Source organism: Paenalcaligenes sp. DL 463, from assembly GCF_057475185.1.
In genome coordinates this window covers 1,466,129-1,491,430 of the sequence record NZ_JBYBKX010000001.1, presented here as the reverse complement: position 1 = coordinate 1,491,430, position 25,302 = coordinate 1,466,129, and the positions used below count along the sequence as shown (strand labels likewise).

Sequence of the window (25,302 nt, the reverse complement as noted above, 5' to 3'; positions counted from 1 at the left end):
GTCTTAACACAACTAACGCCATGCTTAGCATGGCGTTAGTTTATGTAGCAGCTGAAAAATTAGTACATTCCGTGGAACACGGCATCCTCAGGTCCAATGTGTGAAGGTGGACTCCACGTCACATCGCGCATTGAGTGTTGCACCAAATTCTCTACCCCTAACAACACCGCAAAAATGGCCATTCGTACAGGGATACCATTATCCGCCTGCCGGAAAATTCCCAAACGCGGGTCGTGATTCAAATCCACGTGTAAATCATGTGCCCCTTCTCGGCTATCTCGTGGCAGTGGGTGCAGCACAATAACGTCAGGACCACAACAACGATCGACCACATCTTTGTTCACTTGGAAGTCAGAGGTGTAGCCCTCTAGCTGCTCATCAGAAAAGCGCTCTTTCTGCACACGCGTGGCATAAATAACATCCGCCCCTTTTATCCCCTCTTCCAAAGAGTGATGTTGCTCGATAACGTGATTACCTTGTTTGGCCACTTGCTCAATGACATCGTCAGGCATTTCTAAGCCGGGCGGAGAGACCAACGTGAACGTTAACCCTCTGTAAAGGGCCAATAACTTCACCAACGAATGCACAGTGCGCCCATACTTTAAGTCGCCAGTAACAGCAATATGAGCTCCATCCAACAATTTCCCTAACCGAGAGAATTCGGTCAAGATCGTGTAGAGGTCTAATAATGCTTGGCTCGGGTGCTCACCTGCTCCATCCCCCCCATTCACAACGGGGATATTGGTCGCCCTAGCAAATTCAGCGACTGAACCCTGCTCAGGATGACGGATCACCATGGCATCAACATAGCCGCTCATTACTCGACTGGTGTCATAAATGGACTCGCCTTTCGCCATGGATGAAAACGTAAAGCCAGTGGTGTCACAAACCGAACCACCCAAACGGCAAAATGCCGCACCAAAACTGACACGAGTCCGTGTGCTGGCCTCGAAAAATAGATTACCAAGTACTGCACCCTCAAGAACCCTAGAAACCTTTTGTCGGCGTGCTATGGGTTGCATGATATCAGCCACACTAAAAAGCTCTTCTACCGATTCTCGTGTAAATTGCTCTACTGACAGTAACTGATGCTTCCCCCCAGTGGCAATACGTTCGCGTAAAGGGCCTGACTGTGCGCTCTGCGCATATTTAGCCAATAGCAATTCATTTTCTACGATTTCGGTGACGAATCGCTGTACTACCTCGGGCATACTACGAAACTCTTGCGACCCTTCGGGTAGCAGCCAAGTATCCAATGCTCTACGCTTCACACCGATACGCGCTGCGAAAATATCACGAGTCAGATTCAAGCGACGCATTGCGTCGCGTAAAAACACCTGTTGGGAGACGGCCATGGCAGTTCCTTTATAAAGAACATAAACAAAAATATACGCATTGCGTATATTTTATTTAGGTTGCTTGATAAAAGCGAGCGCCGTTGTCAATTCGATGAAGGAGTCGTCCAAAACGAGTAGAAATTCGCGAAAACACGACATTTATTCGTATCTTGGAACAACAGGAGGATGATTTTTTGGAAGTTCGTAAGACGTAGTAGCGTGTGAGCTTGCTACGCCCGCTAAGGCGACACTGAGCCAGCAGCCGGCTACAAAAGCAAGAAGACTTAAACCGTAAGACAAGGTGGCGCACAGCATAGGCAGCCAATGGCCTCGGCCTAGACGTCCAGCCACACTTTGAGCCAATAGGCTAACACTAAGCAAATGGGTCCAAAACAAACCCATAAAAGCAAATAGCACACCCACTACATAAATAAGTAATGGCATGCGTAACCACATCGGGCTAAAAACCGACGGAACAGTATCAAAGGCTGCTAATAGAACCAAAAATAGTCCGCCGGCATTCAGCACGACCACACTGTAGAAACCGATATGCAGGCTTCGGCTTATTAAGGTGCCATAAGCCGCAATACCCGTAGAGTGTGTCAACGCCGCTCTCTATTGTGCAGGAATGCTTGGTGCAGTGTTGGTAGCAGGCTGAGCATTTGGTCCACGATCAGGTGTAGCACCTTCGCCTGCAATAATACGGGCGGCGGTTAACGCATTTTGTTCTGACCCAACCATGAACACCAAACGTCCACCCGAAATCGGTTCAGAAAAACCCGGTACGGCCAGCATAGTTCCATCCACAACTAGCGCTAAACGCTTATTAATATTCTCTGAGGTTACTTTCGTTAGTAGTGCGGCTGCCTGTGGGTTCAAATCTAAAGCCAGCAATCCATCACCTGCTTCACTACGCCCTGCCTCGACACTCATTAAGTCCTCTACACCAATAAACGCCTCGGGCTGTACATACAGTTTGCCATTGGGTTCAATATCAACCTCTACCCAGTTTGGCTGCGATTGTGTGTCGGCTAAGAATACCAATACGGGGGATATCTGCTGTTCTGGCGCTGTTTGCTGCGCGGATGCCTCTGGCGTTACTGCGCTTTGAGGCTGGCCTGTCGCTGGCGCTTGAGCTGCCGTGTCCGTCTGTTGGGGCACAGTCTGACACGCGGCCAGCGCAACCAAACCCATCGAAGCAAAAATACGGCTGATCCATCGTTTACTGTGCATAATACTTCCTCTTATTTTCAAAGTTACTGTAAGCGCTGTACGGGGTAAAAAGTTTAACAGCTTAATACAATATGTTCCGCAGTAGAACGTTTATTAAACCTAATGCAAGAGTTTGGCTCCCCGCACCATAATTTCGCGACGATCTAAATGTCGCTCATGCTTATCGAATAAGTCGATAATAAAGCGACCTGGCGTGAGCGGCCACCAAGCAACGCTACCATTTGCAACCGTCGTACCGTTAAATTTCCAAATCAAGTCGGTGTCCCTGCTCGCCGCCAATCTAATTTTTTGATGCTCAGCAGGAATGTCAGGATCAAAAGCATAAACCGTACCCGCTACGGGAGACACAATCTGTGCCATCTGTATGAGCTCTTGTCCGAGCTGTAAATCAACAGCTGCTCGCTTTACAAGGTCGAACTCTGTTCCTGCCAAAAAATACTCATTTCGGTCCGGCTCAGCGACCCCTTCAAATCGCAGTGCAGTGCTGACCACATTATGAGGAGGCAATGGCGGTGTTGACGTGTGCTCGCTGTGCAAGTAGCGCATGACTTCATGCCAAACAGGGGCAGCCCCGCTCACTCCTGAGACATTCATCATGGGCTCACCATCACTGTTTCCCACCCAAACACCCACCGTATAATGACTGCTGTACCCTATTGCCCAGTTGTCTCGCATGTCTTTGCTGGTACCTGTTTTCACGGCCGTCCAAAACGGTGTGCTTAAGGCGCTATCCAACCCAAAGGTATAAGCACGCGCTTGGCGATCTGACAACATATCAGAAACAATCCATGCCGCAGCAGGATCGAGCAAAGCCCGTTTTAACGAGGGCTGCACTGGGTCAACGTCATTCCGCTGTTCGGCCATCCCACCAACGTTACAATTCGAATCACTTAGCTCATCGGAAGAAGCTAAAGATTTGTGAACAACTGTGGTTCTTCTCCAAACAGGAGCACTATGACAGCCCAAATTAGCAAGCGTTCTATACGCATTCGTGAGCGACAGAAGATCTACATCAGCACTGCCCAACGCTAAGCTGTACCCATAAAAATCTGCGTCTTGCTGCAAAGGCAGCCCTAAGTAACGTAACAACTGCCAAAAATCCGGAATGGGCATCAGTGTTAGTACCCGAACCGCGGGAATGTTTAGCGAAGACGCCAGCGCTTTTCGTGCCGAGACCCAACCCGTGAACTGCAAATTATAATTTTGCGGCACATACAAACCATTCAGCGTATTCAGGCTAAGAGCAGAGTCTTCGAGCAGTGACGCGGCCGTGAGCCGGCGGTCTGCAATAGCAAGGGCGTAAAGAAAGGGTTTCAGCGTTGAGCCCGCTTGTCGTCGAGCCGCCACATGATCCACTTCAGGCGCTTCAGAAAACGAACTAGCGCCAGCATAGGCCAGTATTTCACCACTGTCATTGTCGAGTACAACCACTGCCGCATCGTTTACTCGACTTTCTTGCAGCTCATGCAAGTTCGCATACACAATGCGCTGAACCGTTTCTTGCAGATCACGGTCTAATGTACTCGGCACCGTGGTCGGCAAACCCGCACGCACATCCGAACGGAAAAAACGTTGAGTAAAATGAGGGGCGAGTTGCACCGCATCCCACATCGGGGCATGAGCTCGATGAATAACGGCCGCTGCAATACCGTCTAATGAACGGCATAGCTCAGGTCGACCTAATTGAACAAGTACCGCACAGGCCCTTTGTGTTAGCACAATCTTGTTCGCATTCGGTGCGCGTAACATGGCGGCGGCTAGCGCTGCCTCGGCCATATTCAGGCCCGATGCATGTTTTTGAAACAACACCCTAGCTAACGCATCCACTCCGACGATTTCGCCACGGAAAGGGGCTAAATTTAAATACGCTTCAAATATTTCTGACTTGTCATACCGCCCTTCGACTTCATAAGCGGCATAAGCCTGATTTAACTTTCCACTTAGGGTTCTGCCTTGCGGTCCACGCCCTGTGCTTTGTCCCAATAAATCCGCTAACTGCATACTCAGCGTGGAAGCACCACGCCCCCTTGGGGTTGCAACATGAGACCATGCTGCGCCAGCGACTGACAACCAATCTACGCCCCTGTGCTGCATAAAACGCTGGTCTTCGGACGCTAAAATGGCTCGCTGCAAAGCCGGCGACACGTGGTCTAACGTTAACCAGTTACCACGTCGCTTATTAAAATCGGTACGCAACTCGTGAATCAGACGCTGCTCTCGATCGAGCAGTTGAAAGAAAGAAGAGGGGTTTTGTAAGCTTAACGCTTCATAAGGCACCATACCTTTGCCTACAGCGGCGTTAAGCACTAGCCCCCCTGTCAACAGTCCTAACAACCAATGCTTAACCATTGGCTACGGCTCGATCGTAAAAGGCGTATTTGGGACCAAAGCAAAGGCATCAGGCTCGTAAAGCGCCTCTGCTCGCGTGGCGGGTAAATTAAAAACACCTGAGGTGTTTAACCGCACGGTGTACTCCAGATAATGAGTGCCTACTGGCAAATAAGCAAAGTACGCTCTATAGGCCTCAGCAGAGCGTTCGACATAACTGGGTACAGACCCAGCAGAGTAACGACGCTCATGCCCCCCCTGCGCAATGACAGAGTCTCGTCCAAGGCCCGAACCGAGAATAGTGGCCCCGGCCGGAATAGGGTCATTGATCACTGTCCATGTCATGGGCGATTGCACCTGTAGGGTCAAACGCACCTTATAGGTGTCCCCCACAGCCCACCGTTCGGGAGAGCTTTGGCTCACCGGACTTAGCTCGCGCTGCAACGCATAGCCTGATTCTACGGCTTTCGTCACTGGAACCGACGCTAATGACCGTAACAACACCCATAACTCGCCACCCTCAAGATTATCAACGCTAAGCCTTCTTGTAGATGTCGTCCATGGCACTTCAAGATCCACCGCCTTCACCCCTTCCGTGGTTGATTGTGCCGTCCAATCTATCAGCTCAACGTCTTCGCCCTCGACACTGATCGAACTCTGCGTCAACACGGTGGAGGTGCGGCCTTGAAGAGCAATTGTTGCCCATACGTTCTCCGTGGTGGTGCGCCAACGTCCATTTTTCTGCTTTGCTACCAATCCCTGCATTAAGCGAGCAACATCGTTACCCCAGTCTGCCTGCGTTCGCGCCCAGAGCAGTAAACGGGCCTGTGCGGTGACATCACTACGCATTAGCCAAGGTGCTGCCACCTCAGTATCTGAGACCACCAACACCGTTCCACGCTCAGTCAGCGCCGATCGCAACAAGCCAACAACGTGCTGTCGCTGTTCAGCCATCGACTCTGACAACGTGATTTGATCTGTAATGCGTAACCAATCGACCAACATCTCGACGGACCAACGCTCGGGCGTCATACTCATGTTATCCAACATGGTTGCCTGTGCCATGTTGTACCGAGCTAAGGCCTCAAGCACCATCAACTGTCGCGGCACTCCTCGATGATTAGCGTCCCACACCTCTGGCTTAATTTTGCCTAAAGCCACCTGCTGTAATCCGCTTAACATACGCTCCTTTGCCGTCTCAGGAAGCGTAAAACGAGCGTCCTGTTGCGCAAGTTCGTCGGCCACGCTCAACACATACGCCGTTAACACATCACTACCTGAAACCGATGTACTAGGGAAATAGCGAATCAGGCCATTTCGATCCAAATAAGCATCGATACTTGCCAATACGTGATTCCAACGTGATAAATCTCGTAATCCAGCAGCCTTTGAGATTCGTTGCTCGTAACTGGTGTAGGTACGACGACTTAGCCACCGCCTTACCTCAGGCATGCTTCCGGCCAGACTGGAACGCAACTGAATAGCAAGATGCCCTAACACAGCGCCTGTATCGTCTTTTAACGCATTGGCCGGCGGCGCTATCTCCACCCCGTAACTGTCCCGCTCGCCAACGCGAATCAAAGTAGCTTGCTGAGCTTGAATAGGGTTCGCCGTTAACACATTTTGCGATACGGTTAAGGTGTCAACAGCCATGCCTTCTTCCGTAGCGACTGGATCCCGCTCTTTAACAGACACAGACCACGATAACGTCGACTCCGGTTCACCATGCTGATTCTGCGGAACACGCATCGGCCAACGAACCTGCTGCGCTTTAGCAGCCAAAATTTGAGTTGTTACTGGCGCTAAATTCTCGATAAGTGTGTCATCGCGAAAAACCTGCGCCTCGATACTGACTGTCATATCGCGATCACTGCTATTACGGACAGTGAACGTCGGCTCGTATTGATCACCTTCACGTACCACTAAGGGAAGCCCTGAAACAAGCTGAAGGTCTTGTGTTGTACGAATCGTTGTCTCACCTTTAGCGAATCGCTGTGTGCCATGCTCTGCCATGGCCACCAAACGAAAACTCGATAAGCTGTCATTTAACGGCACACTAAGCTGAGCTTCGCCCTGCTCATCCAATGCTACATCAGGTTCCCAAAGCAACAAGGTATCAAAGAGCTCTCGAGTCGGTGCGCTCCCCCCGCCCCCGCCTGCTGCAACAGCCTTACGACCATAATGTCGTCGACCAATCACTTCCGACTGCGCCGTCGCCGTATCGACACCATATCGGTGAGGAGCCATCATAGTCGTCAACGTATCCCAACTTGGGTTGGGAGAAAGCTCAAGCAAGGCCTCATCAACCGCCGCAAAGCTGACGCGCCCTCCCGCCGCAGGCGTCCCATCCGGCAGCGTCACCTTAAGCGTGACCTGCGCTTGATCTCGCACACGATATTGGCCACGATCAGCCTCTACCTTCACGTCCAACTGGTTTTCATCCGTACGCACATCGATCGCCGCCAAAGCGAGACGATAAGATGGCTTTGCCAAATCCACTGTAGCGGTAGGAACAGGTACTGCTGATTGATCACTCCATGCTTGATACCATTCAGTCGGCCGTTTCCAACCCCATGAGAAAAAAGATTGCCATGGCACCTCACGCACACGGCCACGCATCGCCAAAAGCGACACATAGACATTAGGCCCCCACTCTGCCTTAATCGGCAGATGGATAACGGGATTGTCACGACTGATTTCTATAATGCGGTAATCCAGTACGCCTTCACGTTCCACACTCAACAATGCCGTTGCCTGCGCAAAAGGCATACGGACTTGGAATTCTGCCGTGTCACCAGGGGCGTAAACTTTCGACTCAGGAATTAAATCAATACGATCATCATTTTCCCCACCAAACCACAAAGCCTCGCCTCGGCTTAACCAGAGAGTACTGGAGGCTTTCGCCACGTGATTCAGCTCATCTACGCTTTCGGCGACAACGGTAATGGAACCTGAGGTATCAAGCTCTACTTCGCACTCGAATTCGCCCTTCGCATTGGTCACACCGTGACAAAGCTGACCCAAATCCGTGTGCTCCTCATGATTATCATATCGATAGAAGCCCCCTACCATGCGCTTGCGCACTGTCATAATTTGACGTTGCTCAGCCAGTAACCTCACTTTCTGATCGGGCTGCGGCGTACCCTCGGGGCTGAGGACCACCGTCTTTATGCGTACAGGCTCTTGAGCGCTAGCCCACGATGGGGTGGATAGCCCCACGACATGATGAGCAGGCCACGCCGTCGCTTGCTGGGTCAAAGTTTGTAATTGCCCATTCGGATCTGCAAAGCTGGCTTCGAAAACCCACTGCTCAGGCTGAGCTAAAGGCGGCGCGTTGTCCAGCGTAATACGGGCCCCTCCCTCGTCATCTAATACGGCTGGGTACTTATCAAGAAACAACACTTGCTCTGCCGCGGGCCCTGCATCCTCAGAGAAAAAGCGACGACGATCGGTAAACGAGTACTCGCGATAGTCATTAAATGTTGGATGATAACGCCGCGAAACGGCAGAAACCGTAACCGGCAACTGGGCGGCAGCCCCACCAGATAAGTAATGCAGTTGCATATCGACCGTAATCTGCTCAGGCTTTACTAAAATGGGCGATAGGCTCTGATCCGCCACTTTGATCGACCCTGCCAGTAAGGGCAGTTTGAACTCTTCGACCCTAAAGTTACCGGTTCGATGCCAGTTATTTTCACCTGTTAACGCAAGACTGTAACGGCCTAGCTTGGCCTCTTTAGGTAACTCGAAACTGGAATAAGCGGCTGCCCCAGAATGTGGAGCGATATCCCAGCGCAACGGTAATTCCGTGCTTTGCCCTGTCCCATCATGAGTGATGCGCAGGGTGTTGGTTAAACGATCTCGTTGCGGGTTAACTAAGCCCTCTCGGGACTGACTGCGCATGAGGTGCTTCATGTGCACGGTTTCACCCGCGCGAAATAAATTACGATCTAAAATGGTATGCGCTACGGTATCGCGTTTGACGCCATAGCCGACGGGGACATTAAATCGCCACGATTCAATACCTTGATTCCAGTCCGATAGCACAAAACCAAAATCAGCTTTACCCAGTGCCTGAGGGTGATCAGCAGGAATACGAGCCGACACATAAATCGCATTACTGCTCGTCGCGCGACAATAGCGCTGCGACACCGCTTGCCCCACATGCAATACGCCGTGCTCGTTGGTATAGCCGCTAAACAGCTCCTCGCCAGCGCAATCCAATGCTCTGACAAAGGCATTACCCACTACCTTCGCATCGTCTAAAGTCGTTACCCAAACAAGAAAATCATCCCGCCCCTGCTTCATATGCACCGATAAATTGGTTACCAATACACTAGTGCGCACGTACATGGGCTGCTCATTCTCAAGCATAGCAGCGCCTAATTTTTGGGACTTTGCCTCTAAAACATGAAAGCCCGGCTCTGCGACAGGGATACCAATCACCTCGAAAGGTCGCTCGTCAGCACGGGGAGCCTGTGGCAGTTTAAGAGAGGTGGCTTTTATTCCTAAATGATCAAAAAGTGACAGCGTGCGCACATCCACGCGGGGTGCGTCTGAGCGATAACGGTATTCGGCCCCTGAGACAATGGCCTGAAAATGCGCTTTTGCAATACTGGACTCTCCTAAGCGCTGTAGACGATTCCACCAAGCCAATACCTCTACATCATCATCGGTCACGATCGAGGAGATCTCGCCTGCAGGAATAGAGACGCCATCAATTTGCAATTCAGATTCCACAGCACGCACACTTAAGGGAACCGTTGGTAGTTCATTCCCTTTACTCCCAACGTGCGCAAAACGTTCAAGCACCCCAAAGTTACCCGAAGCGAATTTCAATAATGGGGGGTAGTCCGCCGTTGCAAGCGGTACCGACTGGATCGACTCAGCGTTTTGTAATGAACGGCCATCCTCGTCACTAAAGTCATCAGGTAACCATAGCTTCAATGTCTGTTCAGCCGGGAACGGGCCTTCAAAGTAAGCCATCGATTGACCGGATACATAATCACTGTCGTCCTCAATCGCAGGAGCCCATTCGTCGCTTTCTGAGCGTAAGCGAATTTGAGCCAGCTGCTCTGGGGGCACATCCGCCGTAAAACGGACACGTATCGGCAATAAAGGATGGCAAGGCGCATCCGCCTTTGTACGCTCGCACAGTAACTGAGCACTAAAGCGATCACGCACCGTGAAGTCTAACGAGATTGGACTGACCAAGCTTACCGCCGCCCTACCTTCAATAGCAGTCGCTAGCCCCGTCGCAATGTGCACCGAAACCTTGGCGCCTGGGGGCAAGGTACGCTGACATTGCAGCACCTGATCCGCCGCCGAGTCGTCATCTGGATCAAAATCATAAACTGATGCCGACAAAATCGCTAGACGATCTTCTCCAGTCAGCAGCTTTACGGGGACGGCTTCCCCCAGCCCCTCGATTTCGCACGACGCAAGTGCTGTCAACTGGGCGGAATTCACAGGCGTAGCAAAGCGCAGGACAAAAGCCTGATCCTCTGCGATGTTTTCATAGTAAGGACGCTGACTTTGTAGCTCAGGCCCCATCGAGCTAAATGTATAGCGACTCGGGCCCTTTATGTTGACACCCTGCGTCTCGGCAAATGCAGCATTCGTGCTGGCTTGACACGTCACCCCCGCGGAAGGGGCCTCGGTAAACGCATAGGTCCAACGCCGATCATCCAGCCAACGACCCTCTCCGCTTAATGCAGGGTCATCGCAATGCACGACAAAAGGGGCTATTTGGGTCGGGTCGCCCAACGCATGAACGGGGGCGTTGAACTCTGCCACCACCGTTTTCAAGTTAGGCGTATAACCTTGTGGAGTAAAGCGTGAAACCTGTACCGCGGTTTCGGCGACCGCTAACGTAGTACCCATCAAAAATAAAACACTGGGCAAAAGAAGTTGTTTCATAGCACACACACTTTTAATGGGTCTAGATCTCACAGTGGCGAATCGTCTCTTCCAGCGTAGCGTACATTAAACAACCACACCTACTTTATAAATAGGTATGCTATAGGGTTTATACCTATCTCATTACTCACGCATTCCGCCATGCGATGGAAGGCATCCGTTTTCTAGCTGCTATTCTATGGCGATTAGCCGTAAGTTCGTTATTAATTTAACGCTTGATTTAATTTTCTAGCCCATGACGCCACGTTCAAATAAGCCAGAGACCGCCACTACGCTCAACGATAAGCCCAAAGCAAACCAAGAGCATCGTCGGTTTCTAGCGAAAAACATCCACCGCTACCCTTACCTTTGGGTCTGCTTTGCCATGTGCGTGGGCGTAATGGGAACCGCCCTTGCCAGTCCTTTATACCCACTCTATCAAGATCTCTGGAGCCTAAGCACTGGGGACATCACCGTAATCTACGTCGTCTATATGGCATCCGCCCTTTGCGGCTTATTGTTTTTAGGGAAACTAAGCGACCAATACGGATTTATGCCTGTGCTACGTGTCAGTCTCATTCTGGTCACCGTCGGCATCACGTTTTCGGCCGTAGCATGGAATTTTGCATCTTTTAGTTTCAGTCGAGTGCTTATCGGCATCGCATCCAGCCTAATCGTCACGTCGGCGTCAATCGGCCTTACACGGCTTACAAGATCATCCGATCTACAGCGCGCCGCGGCGACGACTAGTCTTATGTTGGCATTTGGTTTTGGCTTAGGGCCGGTAATAGGCGGACTGATTGCTCAGTGGGCACCTGCCCCATTACGGTCCAGCTACATCCCTTCTATCTTGATGGGGGTGCTATCCATCTACGCGTTGTTAACACTGAACGTAAAACGATTAGGCATTCAAGCAGGCCCTGAGATTCGGCAACCTTCGTCATTGAAAAACTGGCTACCTAGCATTTTGCTACCCAAAGGCGCCCTACGAAGACCCTTTCTGATCGGGAGTTTCTCAGCGTTTAGCGCCTTTGGCGTATTCAGTCTTTTCGCATCGTTAGCACCGACCTTTATGGGGATGATGCTGCCCTGGCACGGACCAGCCATCAGTGGCTTATCCATAGGCGTCATCTTGTTTTTATCTGCTTCTTTTCAGTTAATGGCTCGGCAGTGGCCAATACGACGAAGCATTATGCTGGGACTACTTAGCTTAGCCGTAAGCAATATTCTATTAGGCATCAACCTCTACACGAACTCAATTACGATCTTTGCGATTAGCCTACTAGCAACCGCTTTAGGTCATGGTCTGTGCTTATTAGCCGGTATGGCCGTCGTGAATAAAGTCGCTATGCCACATCAGCGATCTGCACTGACATCTACCTATTTGATAACGGGCTATTTAGGGGCGATTGCCCCCATTCTTGGGGTGGGTTGGATTGCTGACGCTTTCAGCTTAAACGTCGCCCTAATCATCTTTTGCGTGTTCCTAAGCTTATTAACTTTTATATTATGCTATCTCGCAAAGAAGTGTCCTGCCATCGTCTCACCTGAAGCCAGTCCCAATACGCTTTGAGACTGGCCTCATCCCGTAAACTAGTATCGGTAAACGGCAGCCACTCCGCTGCCGCTAGGCATGACTTCGGAAGGGATCACCATGACTCTGCCTCCATTTCTTAATACCAATTCAGCCATATCGTCTAATAAATCGGCCGCATCAGGCCCATCAAAGCCTCCTAAGAACTCAATGCGTTCTTGCTCTGCGTGAAGTCGTCCTGCGATGCGTAGATCGGCGTCGACGAGCAAATGCTCAACACGTCCCGCTAACGCCGCCACATAAACCTGTTCAATATCATCCTGTGATAAGCCCGTACCTTGAGCTTGCTTGAATCGCTCGATTTCATGGCGTGTGCGAGCATGGTAGGTAGGCTCCATAACCGACCAAACGCGCTCTAGCAATTCATTAGGCTCTAACGACTTAGGGTCGATAGACACCCCTTGATCAAGCAGGTTGCCATTATGCGATACTCGTCTAAATACACCTTGGTGTTCGGGTAAGGTTACCAAAACCAGTGGCAGATCAGAGGGCGCCGAATAGCTCTCTGTGGTGGCTCGGTCTACGGCACGAAAATAGTTTTCCGCCTCTCTATCAATCTCGTTGGACCGTTCAATATGATGTGTCTTAGCGCTCGTGACATGGGTGTCATCAATCGCTCCACCGATATTTTCGTTTGTATGAGGAAAACTGGATGCTGTCGCCACTTTATCAAGTGCAAAGCGATTGCCCTCGTAAAGCACGGCCGAGTCCCGGCTTAACGCCAAAACCTGAAAACGATCCGCCGTCTGTAAGCTGCGCAGCAAGGGCTTAAGGTGCCAAGAGTCAGCCACCACCGCAAAGTCAGCAACTGGCCGCTGAACTTTAAACACATACGATTCAGTTAGATTGCTCAGCACCACCAGCCCATCAAAATTGCGCTTCCAGAACTCGGTATCGGCTGCGAGCTTTTTAAAAGGTGCTAACAATACCTCTTTGTTGATATCTCCGTTTGCCTTGTCCAAGGCCCCTTCAAGTTGCTTGATGAGGTTTTTAAAACGAATCACATCTTGAGCATTATCGGGAAAAGATCGATGTGTTTTTTGTGAGATAGATAAGCAAGGTCCTGAGCGTTGATTGAGCAATTTAGCTAATAACTGATTGTTAAGTACGTGCATATAAACTCCTTAAACGTCTTCAGGCGTAGGATCAATACGCTTATGCGCATCACTACGGCTACCATTTCCACCCGCCTTCCCCTGGGCAGAACGTACAGCACGGGCAAGCTGCTTCGCAGCCCCAGTTAAGGCAAGTCCAATATCTGTCGCACGATGTTCGGCAACAATAGGCTGTAGGCCGGATACTCTGGCTTCCAACAGGCATTTTCGATCGGTAGCGCCCCCGCGATCGCTATTTACATCCCGTAAATGGGCCTCAATGCGAGTAATTGAGTCCGAAACGTGTTTAAGCTCTTGACGCAAGACCTGACTGACTCGCTCACGTAAATCGGCAGTGTTTTCAATACGGGTATCGGTGTTAGTAATTATTTCCATGCTTACGCCTTATTATAAAAATACCTAAGATCCGAAACTGCACACTACATTAACCATGCTAGCAAAAATAGCCAAAACTGACTTGTTACGAAGTTCAGAAATTCGCAACCCATAGTCGTTTGTCTGGACTCAAGTGGGTTGCTCAATCGAAGGTAGTGAATGCTGGTACCTGAACAGACTCCTTAAACGTATAACAATAGATTGCCTTTCCCATTGATCTAACTCAAGCCCCTTTGCACTATTTAGTCCATATATTTCAAAACAGATCGACACGTTCAATAGCCAATAGAAATGCAGCTAAATTGCGGCAGCCTAACAAACAACGATATAGTGAAGCTTACGTCGAACTCTTCGCAAGGATGCTGTTGAATGTCTACTCCTCTTGATCAATTTGCCATCACTCGCAAATGGCCAGCGACTTACCCTGACCGTCTGCAGCTCTATTCATTAGCAACGCCAAACGGGGTAAAAGCATCGATCATGCTTGAAGAGATCGGGCTACCCTATGAAGCACATCTCGTTAGCTTCCAGACCAATGATCAACTCACCCCCGAATTCATCTCACTAAGTGCCAATAATAAGATTCCTGCCATTCTTGATCCTAATGGCCCGAATGGCGAGCCCCTTGGCTTGTTCGAATCTGGTGCAATTCTAATTTATCTGGCCGAGAAGTCAGGCTCATTACTACCTCAAGACCCTGCACTGCGCATGGAAACCTTGCAATGGTTGATGTTTCAAATGGGGGGCATAGGCCCCATGTTTGGCCAACTGGGTTTTTTCCACAAATTTGCCGGTAAAGAGTATGAAGACAAGCGCCCACTTGAGCGCTACGTATCAGAAAGCAAACGTTTACTGCGCGTACTTGATGTACAACTGAAAGATCAAGATTGGGTAGTCGGAGACGAATACACCATTGCCGATATCGCCATATTTCCTTGGGTACGTAATTTAGTGGGGTTCTATGAGGCCGGAGATTTAGTCGAATTTCAAAAATACGGTAACGTAAGACGTGTGCTGGAACAGTTTCTTGCACGGCCTGCGGTGCAGCGCGGATTGGAAATCCCCGCCAACAACTAAAAAAATACCACGATGTTTTTTAAGCATCGTGGCATTTTTTAACGCGCAGGCAAAGGAATAAAGTCATCCTTATCGGTAGGTGGCAAAGCAATATGCCCTTTTACCCAATCTGATTTGGCCTGCTCAATACGATCTTTATTGGACGACACAAAGTTCCACCAAATGTGTCGATCTCCGATACTTTCGCCCCCTAATATCATCATGTGCGCTGGCGTTAACGCCACCACCTTTGGGTCACTCCCTTCTGCAAAAACCAGCATACGCCCGGCCTCATAGCGATGGCCTGCATGTTCCACCGTGCCACTGATGAGATAAATAGCGCGCTCTGCATACTGAGTGGGAAGTGGCACACTGGCACCGGCGCTTAGACTGAGATCAATGTAAAACAACGGCGAGTAAGTTTGCACCGGCGAGGTACAACCGAAAGCTTCACCCGCAATAAGGCGTCCTTGCCATGTGGGTTCTTCGAGTACCGGTAAATCATCTTGATCAACATGCTCAAAACTAGGATCAATCTCTTCAAACTCGGCAGGAAGCGCAACCCAACCTTGAACACCATCAATACGCCCCCCTTGCTGACGCATTTCATCAAATCGCTCAGAATGGCTAATACCCGAACCCGCCGTCATCCAATTCACAGCCCCCGGTTCAATCGTTTGCTCTATGCCTAAACTGTCACGATGAGTAAGACTTCCGTCAAACAAGTACGTAACCGTCGATAGTCCAATATGCGGATGCGGTCGTACATCACCTTGTAATGAAACAGGCCCCTCAAGTTGATGAGGCCCCATACGATCAAAAAAGATGAAAGGCCCCACCATACGGCGACGTCGAAACGGAAGAATTCGTTCTACGTCAAAGGCGCCAATACTTTGCACTCTTGGATCAATAACTAGCTCGAGCATCGCTGTTTCTCACTTATCACTGTCAATGGGTGCAAGACGAAGCAGTGTCCCATTAGACGAATCCGTTAACACATACACATAGCCGTCCGGCCCCTGACGTACATCTCGAATACGCTCATTACGTTCCTGCAGCAGCCTCTCTTCAGCCACGACCGTGTCACCGTCTAAGGTTAAACGAATTAACACTTTGTCTCGTAGCGCGCCGATAAACAATGAATGCTGCCATTGAGGAAAGCGGTCAGCATCGTAAAAGGCCATTCCGCTAATAGCGGGTGATCGCTTCCACCAAAAAAGCGGTGGTTCGGTCCCTGAAAGCACTTGGCCTTTCGCTTCAGGAATTGCAAAACCCGTGTAATTAATGCCATACGTCGCTAATGGCCAACCGTAATTGCGACCCGACTTGATCAGATTCACCTCGTCCCCGCCGCGTGGCCCATGCTCGTGGGCCCACAACTGCCCCGACCACGGGTTTAATGCCATACCCTGCGGATTACGGTGCCCATATGACCAAATTTCAGGCCTAGCCTCGAGATGCCCGACGAAAGGATTATCATCAGGAATAGCCCCATCGGGATGAAGCCGAACTATTTTCCCCTGTAATTTATCTAAATCTTGAGAGCTCGAGCGTTGATTGTTTTCACCCAGCGCCACGTACAACATACCGTCTGGCGCAAATACCATGCGATTACCAAAATGGTGTCCTGTAGACAGCTTAGGTTCTTGATGAAAAAAGGGGGTGAAGGCTTCTAGGAAGGAGAGGTCTTTAGCGAGCCTTCCGCGCCCGACTACCGTGCCGGCGTGCTTGCCATCAGACTCGGCATAACTAAGGTACACAAAGCGATCTTGTTCGAAACTCGGAGACAAAACCACATCAAGTAGCCCACCCTGACCTTTATCAGCCACTTCAGGCGTACCGCCCAATGGCTCTGAGAGTTGGCCTTCTGCGTTCAGTACACGTAAATTGCCTGACTTCTCGGTGATGAGCATTTGGCCATCAGGCAAAAAGGCAAGTGCCCATGGGTTGCGTAACCCGGAAACAAGCTCAGTCACCTGCACGGCTGCTTTAGTCGGTTCTGGCTGTGGGCTGGCGATACTCTGCCACGAGGGCAGAACCATAACCATGCCTAAGGCTACGCTACTGCATAATGAGCGACTACGCATAATGCACCTCAACATAACACCGCCCCCACATCATGAACATTACATGTCACAACCGAGCTTCTTCCTGTCCACCACGCAACGGACAGAAAACATCTTAGTGACTTAGCTCGGTGTGATCAGCATACGCTTCACCCATATCATCAAATGCCTTCGCTAAATAAGCGACCGTGCGATCGACGTTATGCAATTTATCTAAACCAAACAACCCAATTCTAAAGGTTTTAAAATCCGCTGGTTCGTCGCATTCAAGCGGCACACCGGAAGCCGTTTGCAAACCGACTTCTGCAAATCTCTTAGCGGAATGCAGGCCATCGTCATCGGTATAACTCACCACCACGCCAGGTGCCTCGAAGCCGCTAGCCGCAACGCTAGCAAAGCCTTTACGGCTGAGTAAGGCGCGTACTTTGTTACCGAGTTCTAGCTGATTCTGTCGTAAACGCTCAAAGCCATAGGCTTCGGTTTCGGCCATCACATTGCGTAACGTAACTAACGAATCAGTAGGCATGGTCGTGTGATAGGCAAAAGCGCCGCCCTCATAAGCTTCCATAATTTGGAGCCATTTACGTAAATCGCAAGCAAACGACGTGCTGGTGGTTTGCTCAATATGCTGGCGTGCGGTGGCTCCCAACATCACCAACGCACATCCGGCGGATGAAGACCACCCCTTTTGAGGAGCCGTAATCAGAATGTCCACGCCGGCTTGCTGCATATCAACCCACATAGTGCCTGACGCAATACAATCCAGCACAAAAAGCCCACCCTCTGCACGCACGGCATCGCCCACTTTTCGTAAGTAATCGTCTGGCAGCATAATTCCTGACGCGGTTTCCACATGGGCGGTAAGCACTAAATCTGGCTTATGCTCTCGAATGGCGGCAACCACTTCTTCAATCGGAGGTGGCGAGAAAGGAGCTTGCTTGCCATCATGAGCCGGACGTGCTTTAAGCACTACGGTTTCACTGGGAATATCACCCATGTCGAAAATTTGGTTCCAGCGAAAACTAAACCAACCGTTGCGAATAACCAGACATGACTTATTCGTTGCAAACTGCCTAGCCACGGCTTCCATGCCAAAGGTTCCACTTCCAGGAACGACAATCGCAGAATGCGCGTTATAAACCTGCTTTAGTGTTCTGGAGATATCCCTCATCACACCTTGAAAAGCACTAGACATATGGTTGGTAGCTCGGTCTGTATAGACCACCGAATATTCAAGCAATTCGTCATCGTCGGCGTGAGACGGCAAGCGAGACATAATAGGCTCCAGTATTAAAAATAGACAAAATTAGGTTTAATTTTAGTCTATTACGTCATCGTGTGCGGCCTTCAAACACCAGCCTAACCTTGTTAGCGGATGACGCAGACAAGGAAAAAGCCTGCGCGTTGACGCAGGCTTTAATCCCAACCCAAAAAATGGCTACAGACTTAGGTCACAGCATACGCTTTAGGGTGCCATCTTTTTTAACAAAGTGATGAAACAACGCCATCGCAATGTGGCCAACAATCATGATAAGAAGCAGCCACGCCAAGGGGGAATGCAGCCCACCCACGCTAATCATCCACGGAATTTCTTCACCGCCCGCAATAAGCTCTACGCCAAACGGGTCTAGGCCATATCCATTACCAACCATATACAAAATACCGGTAATGGGCATGAGCAACATCGCGGCATACAACAAAAAATGCCCTGCGTTCACTAAGAAGGCGGTTGCGGGCTCCTGTTCAGGCCGCTTACCTTTTTGTTGCAGAGCCCAAATACATCGCAACACGATAAGTACAAATAGCACCGCACCAATTGAAATATGCCAGGAAACGAGATTCTCCCCTACCCAATGCTCTCCGTCACTGATACGGTCAAAGAACTTTAATAGCTGCCAAGTAATGAAAAACGCCATCCCCCAATGAAATAATCGAGAAATACTACCGTAGCGCTCTTTAGAATCTGCCTTCATGTGGTGCTCCTTTACGTAAACATACTGACGGCACAGGTCTAACATAGTTTGGCATACTGTTTCATTACAGCGGTTGATACGTAAACGCAAAAAGCGTGCCTTCAATACATAAAGGCACGCTTTTTACCTATTCTATTTTCACAAAACATCTATCGCTACGACTCGAAGGTCGCCTCTAATGTAATTTCCGCATTCAACAACTTTGAAACAGGGCAGCCTTCTTTCGCTTGATTGGCGATTTCATGAAAGCGAGCCTCGTCAATTCCCGGTACTTTAGCTTGAAGACTTAAACGGCTTGATGTGATTTCAAAGCCATCCCCTTTTTTCTCAATAGTGACCGCAGCCGTCGTCGCCAAACGCTCAGGCGTGGCTCCCGCCTCCCCCAGCATCAACGATAACGCCATCGAAAAACACGCTGCGTGGGCAGCAGCGATAAGCTCTTCAGGATTGGTACCGAGCCCATCTTCAAAACGGGCATTAAAGCCATAAGGGGCATCGCGAAGCACACCCGTTTCGGTTGAAATCGTGCCGCCACCTTCTTTGATACTTCCTTCCCAAACCGCAGATCCTTTTTTACTCATAATGCCTCCATCTCTCAGTGTCATTACGCAAGGAAAGCACCTTTTAATAAAGATACCTAAACGCGCTTCAACCATAACGCATCACTTCAAAAAGGCCATTACCACACGTAACAACGCTAACCATCCGCTGGACGAAACCCACTTATTTCTATCAGTAATTAAGTTATTCAGTTATTCTTAACTTATCTTTGGGCAAGTCGGCCCAATTAACGTGTGTCATGTCATGACTACGAGGAGAGCTACATTGAATCGACGACGCTTTATGCTGACGCCCCCTGCCTTGGCGATCGGCTCACTTATCCTTCCCTCCACCGGCCTAACGGCCCCAGCTGCCATCCACAGCAAAACTCAACTACTCCCCCGCTCAGGCAAAGGGCCTCGCATTGTTATTTGCGGCGGCGGATGGGGAGGAATGACTTCAGCTCGCTATTTACGTGAACTGATCCCCAATGCAGAGGTTGTGCTTTTAGAACGTAACCCTACGTTCTGGTCTGGCCCCATGAGCAATAAATGGTTAATTGATATCGTTAATACGGATTTCCTTAACCACGATATGTTGCACCCTGCCACTAAGTATGGCTACACCTTAATTAACACCGAAGTCACCGCAATTGAGCGCGATAAAAAATCGGTCAGAACGTCTCACGGCACTATCGATTACGACTTCTTAATCTTGTCTGGGGGCATACGCAACGCCTACGACGCGTGGTTTGGAAACGATATTCACGCCGCTGAGTACACGCGTCAGCACTTTCCAAATGCTTACATCCCAAACGCTGAAATGTTGGCGCTTAAAAATAAGCTAAAAACATTCAAGGGGGGCACGATTGTCATGACGCTCCCCCCTCCCCCGCATCGATGCCCGCCTTCGCCTTATGAGCGTGCCTGTCTGATGGCTTGGCATTTTAAAACCAATAACATCCCAGCAAAAATCATCATATTGGATCCCAAACCCAATATTGCTCCTATTGGTGAGGGATACCGCGCCGCGTTCCAAGAACTCTATCCAGACATTATTACCCACGTTCCCAATGCCTCTGTCCGAGAGGTAGATCCGTTTAATAAACGCATTAAAACGACGGCGGGCGATTTCGAGTTCGACGATGCCGTATTGATGCCCCCGCATCAAGCCGCTGATATGATCTGGTACGCTGATCTTATTGGTACAGGCCCTGATGGTAAACCTACCGGCTGGGCAGATATACACCCTCGATTCTTTACCGCTAATGCCGACGAAGACGTCTACGTCGTGGGCGACGCGATGGGCTTTATTTCTGAACAATTCGGACATTACCCTAAAAGTGCGCACGTAGCTCACGCCATTGCTAAAATCGTCGCACAAAACATATACGAGCGGGTTGCCGACAAAGAGGTCGTTCCCGTATTACCTGATAACTTATGCTACATGATGGTTAATGGTGACCCACAAGAGGAAATCTCAGTTGTATTTGAATACGAACTCGACCCCTCGGGTAACGTGCTTCAAACCCAAATTGACATGGACGTGCGCACCGCTGACCTCGTAGCAGACGATTTCAAATGGATTAAGAGTCGTTTCAATGATTTTCTCTAACATCGATAAAACGAACTTCGCCCGACGCCGCCAATTACTAAAAGGGGTGGCATTCGGGCTGAGTACGTCCTTATTACCGACTGCGCTTCACGCACAACAAGCGCTACAGCAAGCGTTAAAATCGGCCAGTGAAACTGAAGTTCAAGCTGTTATTGACGCGTTCTTGCAAGGCGATCAGCCGGTAGAACAAGGCCTTAAATTGGATATGCCCGCTTTGGGAGACAACCCATCGGCTGTACCCGTCAAGGTGGTGTTCGAAACACCCATTACACCTGACAGTTATTGCAAAGAACTGATTGTGATCGCTGAAGGTAACCCACGCCCGCTAGCTTGCCGTTTTCAATTCACCCCTTTAGCGGGAACCACAGAGGCGGCAATACGACTGCGTCTAATTGAAACGCAAACCATCAGAGCGCTTGCGCGCATGAGCGACGGACGCGTCCTGATGGCTCGTCAACACATCACCGTGACAGCCGGCGGCTGCGGCATGTAATGAAGGCTTTAAAATGAGTAAACCACGTATCTGGATTAGTAATGCCAACCCTAAGGCAGGTGAAATCGTGCGCGTGCGCGCCCTCATCGTGCACCGTATGGAAACCGGCCTGCGCTTAGATCAAGACGGCAATGAGGTTGAGCGCAATATCATTCACACCTTTGAGGCTACGCTGGACAACGAGTTATTGTTCACCTGGCAACCCGAAACCGCCATTTCTCAAAACCCATACATTGAGTTCACCTTCGTCGCCACGCAATCAGGAATGTTGCAAATGAAATGGATTGACGACGAAGGCACGGTCATTACGGATGACGGTACCGAATTGTCCGTCGCCTAATAACGGCGCCTTAAAATAGTCGTGGATCGAAAGGAATGCCATTTTCTGCTTAAGCGGATATGCCATCCCTTATAACCAAAAGCTATATTCATGTACGAGAAAGGTTGTTTGAATCAAAACCGCCTCTAGGTACCATGCTTTTTATTACAAATTGAATAAAAGTAAAACCATGCGCACTTTATTTAGCTTAGGTCGATCCGCTGCTGTGGCATCTGCTCTTTTTGCCGCTTTTGCCATACAGCCTGCCGTGTCAGCCCAATCCACATTCGATGTCACGGTGCAGGCTGCCTCCTGTGCCAACTGTCACGGCACGGATGGTCGCTCTCCGGGGGTGATCCCTACCATCGCAGGACGATCAGAAAGTATTTTGCTTGATCAGTTACTTGCCTTCAAATCAGACAATCCGCCCGCTAATACCACCATCATGAATCGCCTCATTAAAGGCTTTAGCGATGAGGAAATTGCCGCGCTCGCTAAACACTTTTCGCAGATCGATGCCACCAAATCCGGCAATGAGGCTAAATAACATGAAAAAAAACATTAACTTCTCTCGTCGCCAATGGTTAGGCCAAGTCGGCAAAATCACAGCAGCTTCTGCTGTTTTATTATCTGTTCCGTCTTATGCTCGCCCAGCCGCCGGTAATGTAATCGTAGTCGGCGGAGGCTTCGGCGGAGCAACCGCAGCAAGGTACATTAAGCGCCGAAATCCCGCTATTAATGTCACCCTTATCGAGCCTTCAAAAACCTATTACACGTGCCCCTTCACGAATTTGCACTTTGGTGGTTTGCGTACCTTTGAACAACAAGGCCACAATTTCGACGACCTTCGCTCCATCGGCGTTAATGTAGTTCATGACTTTGCTGCCGCCGTTGATGCCGACACGAAGAAACTAAAATTAGCCAATGGCGACTCCTTAAGTTACGACAAGCTGCTACTCTCCCCAGGTATTGATTTCCGCTGGGGAACGCTTGAAGGTTACGACGAAGCGGCATCCTTATTGGCACCGCACGCGTGGAAAGCCGGCGAACAAACCGTATTGCTAAAAAAACAGTTGGAAGCCATGAAAGATGGGGGTACCTTCCTAATGGTCGCCCCAGAGAATCCGTTCCGCTGCCCTCCTGGACCGTACGAGCGCGTAAGTATGGTTGCGCATTATCTTAAGCACAATAAGCCCAAATCAAAAATTCTTATTCTTGACGCTAAAGACGCCTTCTCGAAGCAAGGCCTGTTTCAAGACGGATGGAATCAGTTTTATGGCGACCTGATCGAATGGGTACCGATGTCGCAAGACGGAAAAGTGGCTCGCGTTGACGCCGCTAACCTCTCCGTTGTTACCGAATTCGGTGAAACGCATCAGGCCGACGTACTTAACGTTATTCCTCCTCAGAAAGCCGGTGCCATCGCAGAACAAGCTGGGGTTACCGACGCAAGTGGATGGGTACCGGTAAAACACGATACGTTCGAGTCCGAACTCATCGCTGACATTTACGTTGTGGGCGACGCTACCATTGCCTCGCCTATGCCTAAGTCAGGGTTCTCAGCCAGTGCGCAAGCCAAAGTTGCAGCGGCGGCGATTGTAAACTCGCTAGAAGGCAAAGCACCTGCTAAGGCTGCTTTTACCAATACCTGCTATAGCCTTATTGCTCCAGATTATGGCATCTCCGTCGGCCACCAATACGCTGTTGAAGACGGTAAAATAGTAGAAGCGTCTGGTGGCGTAAGCCCCAAAGATGCTGACGCTAAATTCCGTAAGCTGGAAGCTGAGTACGGCGAAGCCTGGTACAACGCTATTTCCCTTGATGCGTGGGGCACACGGACTTAAGCTATTAGGCCGGTGTCCATTTTTCTACATTATTCATGATACAAACTGAACTCGTACTTTGGGCTGCCTTGGCCATCGGTCTTATTTTCGGCGTCACCGGACAAATTACCGGTTTTTGCCTACATCGCGGCCTAAGCGAGTTCTGGTCTGGACGCACAGGCTATAAGTTACATGCTTTTGCCATCGCTCTAGCGGTGGCATTAGCAGGTACGCATCTTATCGCATCGATGAATCTGGTTAACCTTAACCAGTCCCTTTACTTGATGCCGTCATACTCCTGGTTTCTACTGCCCCTCGGTGGGCTGCTGTTCGGCTACGGCATGAGCTTAGCCAATGGTTGCGGGGCAAGAGCCTTAGTTTTATTAGCTCAGGGTAACCTTCGGTCATTTGTGGTCTTGCTATGCTTAGGCATTGCGGCTTATATGACACTTACCGGGGTGCTCGCGCCACTACGTATTTACCTCAATCAGCTAACCAGCTTCACCCCTACTGCTGTCACTATTAGCGAAGGGCTTCTGCGAACAATTATTATTGGGTCGCTTGTCGTGCTGTTACTGTGGTTTGCGCTGGTATCTAAAGCTTCGGGGCAGCGCGCCAAAGACCTTATCAGCGGCGTTATCGTGGGGATACTGATCATTGCTGGGTGGCTAACAACAGGCTGGCTAGGAGACGACCCATTCGAACCCATACCGGTAACGTCGCTGAGCTTCGTAGCCCCTATCGGGGATACCATTCAATACGCCATGCTCTCTACTGGAATTAACCTGAAATTTAGCATTGCACTTGTATTCGGTGTGCTGCTAGGGTCGTTTTTCAGTGCACTAATTCGTCGTAACTACCAACTTAGTAGTTTTGAGTCTCCCAAGCAAATGGCCCGCTATATCGTGGGGGGCTTGCTAATGGGGGTGGGTGGTGTACTTGCCTTCGGTTGCACCATTGGCCAAGGCCTAACCGGACTTTCTACGCTTGCGTTTAGTTCGGTAATTGCCGCCATTACAATCATAATCGGCGCACGTATAGGCTTCAAAGCTACAACAGCTTGAAGCCCTGCCGGCTACCACGCAATCGCTATCTTATTTCGCAAACAATTGATCCATATCTTTAAACGCCTTGAACTCTAAGGCATTACCACAAGGATCAAGAAAGAACATCGTCGCTTGCTCACCAACTTGTCCTTGAAAGCGAACATAAGGCTCAATCAAAAACTTGACCTTAAACGATGCTAATCGTTCGGCCAAGGCCTCCCATTGCTCCCAAGCCAACACCACGCCAAAGTGGGGTACAGGCACATCATGGCCATCAACCGCATTCGTGTATGCTTTTTCCTGAGCTGGAGTCTTCGGGTGCTCATGGATAACAAGCTGATGTCCATAAAGATTAAAGTCGACCCATTGACGGCTTGAACGTCCCTCTTCTAAGTTCAATACTTCAGCATAAAACTGTCGCGCACCCGCCAAATCATAAACAGGTATAGCCAAGTGAAATGGAGTAAGTTTCATTAACCGCTTTCCTTATTG

The 25,302-nt window shown here is 49.9% G+C and carries 21 protein-coding genes; 8 read left to right on the top strand and 13 right to left on the bottom strand.

All coding sequences use genetic code 11. The annotated features are described in order from the left end of the window. Window positions 1–59 precede the first annotated feature (59 nt). The 5 genes from AC2UZI_RS06935 to AC2UZI_RS06915 form a co-directional block, all read right to left on the bottom strand. Window positions 60–1,355: an aspartate carbamoyltransferase gene (locus tag AC2UZI_RS06935; RefSeq protein ID WP_486943077.1), complete on the bottom strand. Its 1,296-nt coding sequence runs from the start codon at window positions 1,353–1,355 to the stop codon at window positions 60–62. Window positions 1,356–1,496: 141 nt separating this feature from the next. Then, window positions 1,497–1,943 carry a hypothetical protein gene (locus AC2UZI_RS06930; protein WP_486943076.1) on the bottom strand — a complete coding sequence of 149 codons (447 nt, stop codon included), beginning with the start codon at window positions 1,941–1,943 and terminating at the stop codon, window positions 1,497–1,499. A 9-nt stretch (window positions 1,944–1,952) separates the two neighbouring features. Beyond that, window positions 1,953–2,570 carry a SecDF P1 head subdomain-containing protein gene (locus tag AC2UZI_RS06925; RefSeq protein WP_486943075.1) on the bottom strand — a complete coding sequence of 206 codons (618 nt, stop codon included), beginning with the start codon at window positions 2,568–2,570 and terminating at the stop codon, window positions 1,953–1,955. A gap of 99 nt (window positions 2,571–2,669) precedes the next feature. Then, the gene (pbpC, locus tag AC2UZI_RS06920; RefSeq protein ID WP_486943074.1) at window positions 2,670–4,919 is read right to left on the bottom strand and encodes a penicillin-binding protein 1C; all 2,250 of its coding nucleotides are present in this window, start codon (window positions 4,917–4,919) and stop codon (window positions 2,670–2,672) included. 3 nt (window positions 4,920–4,922) lie between these two features. Next, window positions 4,923–10,817 (bottom strand): alpha-2-macroglobulin family protein, encoded by a 5,895-nt coding sequence (locus AC2UZI_RS06915; RefSeq protein WP_486943073.1) that lies wholly within the window; start codon window positions 10,815–10,817, stop codon window positions 4,923–4,925. A 235-nt stretch (window positions 10,818–11,052) separates the two neighbouring features. Here AC2UZI_RS06915 and AC2UZI_RS06910 point away from each other — a divergent pair, with 235 nt between their 5' ends. Beyond that, window positions 11,053–12,369, top strand: coding sequence for an MFS transporter (locus AC2UZI_RS06910; protein ID WP_486943072.1), 1,317 nt, complete (start codon window positions 11,053–11,055; stop codon window positions 12,367–12,369). A 20-nt stretch (window positions 12,370–12,389) separates the two neighbouring features. Here AC2UZI_RS06910 and AC2UZI_RS06905 read toward each other — a convergent pair whose 3' ends face one another. After that, window positions 12,390–13,505 (bottom strand): baeRF3 domain-containing protein, encoded by a 1,116-nt coding sequence (locus AC2UZI_RS06905; protein WP_486943071.1) that lies wholly within the window; start codon window positions 13,503–13,505, stop codon window positions 12,390–12,392. A 9-nt stretch (window positions 13,506–13,514) separates the two neighbouring features. Beyond that, entirely contained in the window at window positions 13,515–13,880 is a 366-nt protein-coding gene (locus tag AC2UZI_RS06900; RefSeq protein WP_486943070.1) for an HPF/RaiA family ribosome-associated protein, read from the bottom strand. A gap of 369 nt (window positions 13,881–14,249) precedes the next feature. Between AC2UZI_RS06900 and AC2UZI_RS06895 the strand changes: the two genes are divergently transcribed. Continuing rightward, the gene (locus AC2UZI_RS06895) at window positions 14,250–14,957 is read left to right on the top strand and encodes a glutathione binding-like protein (protein ID WP_486943069.1); all 708 of its coding nucleotides are present in this window, start codon (window positions 14,250–14,252) and stop codon (window positions 14,955–14,957) included. A 38-nt stretch (window positions 14,958–14,995) separates the two neighbouring features. Here the strand turns inward: AC2UZI_RS06895 and AC2UZI_RS06890 are convergent, their stop codons facing one another. From AC2UZI_RS06890 to AC2UZI_RS06870, 5 genes are all read right to left on the bottom strand, one after another. Then, window positions 14,996–15,862: a pirin family protein gene (locus tag AC2UZI_RS06890; RefSeq protein WP_486943068.1), complete on the bottom strand. Its 867-nt coding sequence runs from the start codon at window positions 15,860–15,862 to the stop codon at window positions 14,996–14,998. Between the two features lie 9 nt (window positions 15,863–15,871). Further along, window positions 15,872–17,038 carry a PQQ-dependent sugar dehydrogenase gene (locus AC2UZI_RS06885; RefSeq protein ID WP_486943067.1) on the bottom strand — a complete coding sequence of 389 codons (1,167 nt, stop codon included), beginning with the start codon at window positions 17,036–17,038 and terminating at the stop codon, window positions 15,872–15,874. A 79-nt stretch (window positions 17,039–17,117) separates the two neighbouring features. Further along, complete coding sequence (locus AC2UZI_RS06880) at window positions 17,118–18,278, bottom strand: aminotransferase class V-fold PLP-dependent enzyme (protein ID WP_486943066.1); 1,161 nt, start codon at window positions 18,276–18,278, stop codon at window positions 17,118–17,120. Window positions 18,279–18,453: 175 nt separating this feature from the next. Then, window positions 18,454–18,975, bottom strand: coding sequence for a cytochrome b (locus AC2UZI_RS06875; protein ID WP_486943065.1), 522 nt, complete (start codon window positions 18,973–18,975; stop codon window positions 18,454–18,456). Between the two features lie 155 nt (window positions 18,976–19,130). Further along, the gene (locus AC2UZI_RS06870; RefSeq protein ID WP_486943064.1) at window positions 19,131–19,556 is read right to left on the bottom strand and encodes an OsmC family protein; all 426 of its coding nucleotides are present in this window, start codon (window positions 19,554–19,556) and stop codon (window positions 19,131–19,133) included. Window positions 19,557–19,800: 244 nt separating this feature from the next. Here AC2UZI_RS06870 and AC2UZI_RS06865 point away from each other — a divergent pair, with 244 nt between their 5' ends. The 6 genes from AC2UZI_RS06865 (at window position 19,801) to AC2UZI_RS06840 (ending at window position 24,828) form a co-directional block, all read left to right on the top strand. Beyond that, a complete protein-coding gene (locus tag AC2UZI_RS06865) occupies window positions 19,801–21,129 on the top strand; it encodes an FAD-dependent oxidoreductase (protein ID WP_486943733.1) in 1,329 nt (442 codons plus the stop codon). Next, the gene (locus tag AC2UZI_RS06860) at window positions 21,116–21,622 is read left to right on the top strand and encodes a thiosulfate oxidation carrier protein SoxY (RefSeq protein WP_486943063.1); all 507 of its coding nucleotides are present in this window, start codon (window positions 21,116–21,118) and stop codon (window positions 21,620–21,622) included. Before AC2UZI_RS06865 ends, AC2UZI_RS06860 begins: the two co-directional genes overlap by 14 nt. Before the next feature lie 13 nt (window positions 21,623–21,635). Then, entirely contained in the window at window positions 21,636–21,962 is a 327-nt protein-coding gene (gene soxZ, locus AC2UZI_RS06855) for a thiosulfate oxidation carrier complex protein SoxZ (RefSeq protein ID WP_486943062.1), read from the top strand. Window positions 21,963–22,131: 169 nt separating this feature from the next. Continuing rightward, window positions 22,132–22,488, top strand: a complete 357-nt coding sequence (locus AC2UZI_RS06850) for a c-type cytochrome (protein WP_486943061.1) — start codon at window positions 22,132–22,134, stop codon at window positions 22,486–22,488. Between the two features lies 1 nt (window position 22,489). Next, window positions 22,490–23,785 (top strand): NAD(P)/FAD-dependent oxidoreductase, encoded by a 1,296-nt coding sequence (locus AC2UZI_RS06845; RefSeq protein WP_486943060.1) that lies wholly within the window; start codon window positions 22,490–22,492, stop codon window positions 23,783–23,785. A 35-nt stretch (window positions 23,786–23,820) separates the two neighbouring features. Then, window positions 23,821–24,828, top strand: coding sequence for a YeeE/YedE family protein (locus AC2UZI_RS06840; RefSeq protein WP_486943059.1), 1,008 nt, complete (start codon window positions 23,821–23,823; stop codon window positions 24,826–24,828). 30 nt (window positions 24,829–24,858) lie between these two features. On the opposite strand, the gene AC2UZI_RS06835 is transcribed toward AC2UZI_RS06840, so the two are convergent. Continuing rightward, window positions 24,859–25,284 (bottom strand): VOC family protein, encoded by a 426-nt coding sequence (locus AC2UZI_RS06835; protein ID WP_486943058.1) that lies wholly within the window; start codon window positions 25,282–25,284, stop codon window positions 24,859–24,861. Window positions 25,285–25,302 lie beyond the last annotated feature (18 nt).

Excerpts from the sequence above, each read along its gene's own strand:
- AC2UZI_RS06900 (WP_486943070.1), bottom strand. The coding sequence starts at position 13,880 with ATGGAAATAATTACTAACACCGATACCCGTATTGAAAACACTGCCGAT.
- AC2UZI_RS06835 (WP_486943058.1), bottom strand. The coding sequence starts at position 25,284 with ATGAAACTTACTCCATTTCACTTGGCTATACCTGTTTATGATTTGGCG.
- AC2UZI_RS06935 (WP_486943077.1), bottom strand. The coding sequence starts at position 1,355 with ATGGCCGTCTCCCAACAGGTGTTTTTACGCGACGCAATGCGTCGCTTG.
- AC2UZI_RS06910 (WP_486943072.1), top strand. The coding sequence starts at position 11,053 with ATGACGCCACGTTCAAATAAGCCAGAGACCGCCACTACGCTCAACGAT.
- AC2UZI_RS06915 (WP_486943073.1), bottom strand. The coding sequence starts at position 10,817 with ATGAAACAACTTCTTTTGCCCAGTGTTTTATTTTTGATGGGTACTACG.
- pbpC (WP_486943074.1), bottom strand. The coding sequence starts at position 4,919 with ATGGTTAAGCATTGGTTGTTAGGACTGTTGACAGGGGGGCTAGTGCTT.
- AC2UZI_RS06890 (WP_486943068.1), bottom strand. The coding sequence starts at position 15,862 with ATGCTCGAGCTAGTTATTGATCCAAGAGTGCAAAGTATTGGCGCCTTT.
- AC2UZI_RS06870 (WP_486943064.1), bottom strand. The coding sequence starts at position 19,556 with ATGAGTAAAAAAGGATCTGCGGTTTGGGAAGGAAGTATCAAAGAAGGT.
- AC2UZI_RS06860 (WP_486943063.1), top strand. The coding sequence starts at position 21,116 with ATGATTTTCTCTAACATCGATAAAACGAACTTCGCCCGACGCCGCCAA.
- soxZ (WP_486943062.1), top strand. The coding sequence starts at position 21,636 with ATGAGTAAACCACGTATCTGGATTAGTAATGCCAACCCTAAGGCAGGT.
- AC2UZI_RS06845 (WP_486943060.1), top strand. The coding sequence starts at position 22,490 with ATGAAAAAAAACATTAACTTCTCTCGTCGCCAATGGTTAGGCCAAGTC.
- AC2UZI_RS06895 (WP_486943069.1), top strand. The coding sequence starts at position 14,250 with ATGTCTACTCCTCTTGATCAATTTGCCATCACTCGCAAATGGCCAGCG.
- AC2UZI_RS06905 (WP_486943071.1), bottom strand. The coding sequence starts at position 13,505 with ATGCACGTACTTAACAATCAGTTATTAGCTAAATTGCTCAATCAACGC.
- AC2UZI_RS06840 (WP_486943059.1), top strand. The coding sequence starts at position 23,821 with ATGATACAAACTGAACTCGTACTTTGGGCTGCCTTGGCCATCGGTCTT.
- AC2UZI_RS06925 (WP_486943075.1), bottom strand. The coding sequence starts at position 2,570 with ATGCACAGTAAACGATGGATCAGCCGTATTTTTGCTTCGATGGGTTTG.
- AC2UZI_RS06880 (WP_486943066.1), bottom strand. The coding sequence starts at position 18,278 with ATGTCTCGCTTGCCGTCTCACGCCGACGATGACGAATTGCTTGAATAT.
- AC2UZI_RS06875 (WP_486943065.1), bottom strand. The coding sequence starts at position 18,975 with ATGAAGGCAGATTCTAAAGAGCGCTACGGTAGTATTTCTCGATTATTT.
- AC2UZI_RS06850 (WP_486943061.1), top strand. The coding sequence starts at position 22,132 with ATGCGCACTTTATTTAGCTTAGGTCGATCCGCTGCTGTGGCATCTGCT.
- AC2UZI_RS06885 (WP_486943067.1), bottom strand. The coding sequence starts at position 17,038 with ATGTTGAGGTGCATTATGCGTAGTCGCTCATTATGCAGTAGCGTAGCC.